This is a genomic window from Dietzia sp. CW19, assembly GCF_014145265.1.
GTDB lineage: Bacteria > Actinomycetota > Actinomycetes > Mycobacteriales > Mycobacteriaceae > Dietzia > Dietzia natronolimnaea.
This window is the reverse complement of record NZ_JAALEE010000559.1, coordinates 18,594-20,654: the sequence shown is the minus strand read 5'-3', so window position 1 is coordinate 20,654 and position 2,061 is coordinate 18,594. Positions and strand designations below refer to the sequence as shown.

The 2,061-nt window shown below is 67.1% G+C and carries 2 protein-coding genes and 1 pseudogene; 2 read left to right on the top strand and 1 reads right to left on the bottom strand.

Features of this window, described 5'->3' with window-relative positions; all coding sequences use genetic code 11:
* A pseudogene (locus G6021_RS15850) lies at positions 1–255 on the bottom strand (Ku protein); the annotation flags it as partial.
* A 73-nt stretch (positions 256–328) separates the two neighbouring features.
* Between G6021_RS15850 and G6021_RS15845 the strand changes: the two are divergent.
* Together G6021_RS15845 and G6021_RS15840 are read left to right on the top strand one after the other, a co-directional pair.
* A complete protein-coding gene (locus G6021_RS15845; RefSeq protein ID WP_347238988.1) occupies positions 329–913 on the top strand; it encodes an ElyC/SanA/YdcF family protein in 585 nt (194 codons plus the stop codon).
* 510 nt (positions 914–1,423) lie between these two features.
* Positions 1,424–2,061 (top strand): alpha/beta hydrolase (locus tag G6021_RS15840; RefSeq protein ID WP_241736617.1); only part of this gene is annotated, 638 nt, incomplete at its 3' end.

Sequence of the window (2,061 nt, the reverse complement as noted above, 5' to 3'; positions counted from 1 at the left end):
CCGGTTCGACCGCGACGCCGGCTCCAGGAAATAGGCGCTGTCGAAGGCCACCGGATCCACCTGGTCGGCCGGGACGAACTCCGTGACCTCGATCTCGTGCGACTGCTCTACCGGCAGGCTCGCCAGGTCCTCCTTGGTGAGGATGACCATCTCGCCGTCCTCGGACTCGTACGCCTTGGCGATGTCGGAGAACTCGACTTTCTCGCCGTTGTCGTCCCGCACCTTCTTGTAACGGATGCGCACGCCGTCGGGAGTATGCGACAGACGGAGGCTCGAGGCAGCCGGACGCCAGCACCCCCAGTTGGGAAGGCCTCCGTAGCCTGTATCCGTGAGACCACGCTCCCGACGCCGCCGCAGCATCGTGGTGCTCGCCCTTGTCCTGGTGGCGGGGCTGCTGGTCATGGGTTTGACCGCGGCGCGGGCAGTGCTCTTTCCCCAGGTCGACTCGCCGGAGCGCGTCGATGCGATCGTGGTGGTCGCCGGCTCGAACGACGACCGCTACGTCTACGCCCGCAGCCTCGCAGAAGAGGGCGTGGCCGACCACATCCTTGTCTCCCAGCCGCCCAGTGGCACCGGCCGCTACGCCGCCGCCATCGACTCCTATTGCGCCTCCACCCCGGTACTCGCCCGCGACGGTCGTCAGATCGATGTCGAGTGCTTCGCCCCCGACGTGGACACCACCGAGGGTGAGACCACTGCCGCCACCCGCATCTCCCGCGAGCGCGAGTACAACTCACTGCTGGTGGTCACCTATTGGGGTCACGTGTCGCGAGTGCGAATGTACTTCGAGCAGTGCTTCGACGCACCCGTCTACGTGACCGACACGCCCCGGCCGCTGTCCAAGTCGAGGAGGGACGCCCTGCTGCACGAGACCGGTGGCTACCTCAAGGCGTTAGTCAGGCCGGCCTGTTGAGGGTGTGCGCATCGCGGCACGTCCGCCGGGAGTGGTGGACCGGCGGGGCGCGGGTCAGAAAGCCGATAGGTGGCTTGCCTCCGTGGCCGCTGGTTCCGCAGCCGATTCTCAAACGCCACCGGGTCGGCACCAAGGGACTAGTGAGCTCAAGACGATTGAGTCGCCGGGGCCGCGGAGGGGGAGCCCGCGGCCGCCGGCGACTCTGTCGCGCACGATGCAGGATCGCGACCAAAGGCGGTCAGCGTAGTCCGCATCGTTGCGGAGCCGGCGACACCTCGAGGGGGGGATAAGGCTACGCCACCGACTGCCAGCGACAATATCCGCAGAGTAGCTACTACACAACTGTCAAGTTTGTATGCGTGGCTAACGAATCAAGGCCCGCGAGGGCGGGCCTCCGCCTCCCGCAGTGCGCACAGGCATGCCCGGTCAAGCTGTTGATTCGTCAGCAGTACGGGCCGAGCGCGTCCTATGGTCAAGAACACCTCCGTATTCCCCTCACGAAGGACCACCATGACCACGCAGACCATCGATATCCCGCACCTGGGCGGCTCGACCATCGGCTACCGGTTCGGCCGCGACTACGACCCCTCGCTGCCCACCCTGGTGATGTCCAACTCGTTCACCACCTCGGTCGAGCTGTACCGACCGCAGTTCGCCGACGAGGCGCTCAGTTCGCGGATGAACCTGCTGGCGATCGAGCCGTACGGGCACGGTGCCACCCGCTCGCGGTACCGGCACTTCACCTACTGGGACAGCGCGATCGCCAACCTGCAGGTGCTCGACGCACTGGGTATCGACACGGCATTCGCGCTGGGCACCTCGCAGGGCGGCTGGATCGTCACCCGGATGGCGCTGCTCGACCCCGACGCGATCCGCGGCATCGTCGTGGTCGGGACCTCGATGGACTACGAGAGCCAGGCCAGCATGGAACGCGGCTGCTGGGACGGCTCCGACTTCTGCAGCCCGGCGATCGACGCACTCGCGGCCCCCGTCGGCGACGACTGGGTGGTCGACGACGACTTCGTCCTGGGCGTCCTCGCCGCCGGCCTCGGCGAGAACGTCTCCGACGCGGAGAAGCAGTTCTGGCTCAACACCTACCGCACCAACTATCGGGGCGACGACGGCCGGCATCGCCTGCGCACCGCCAG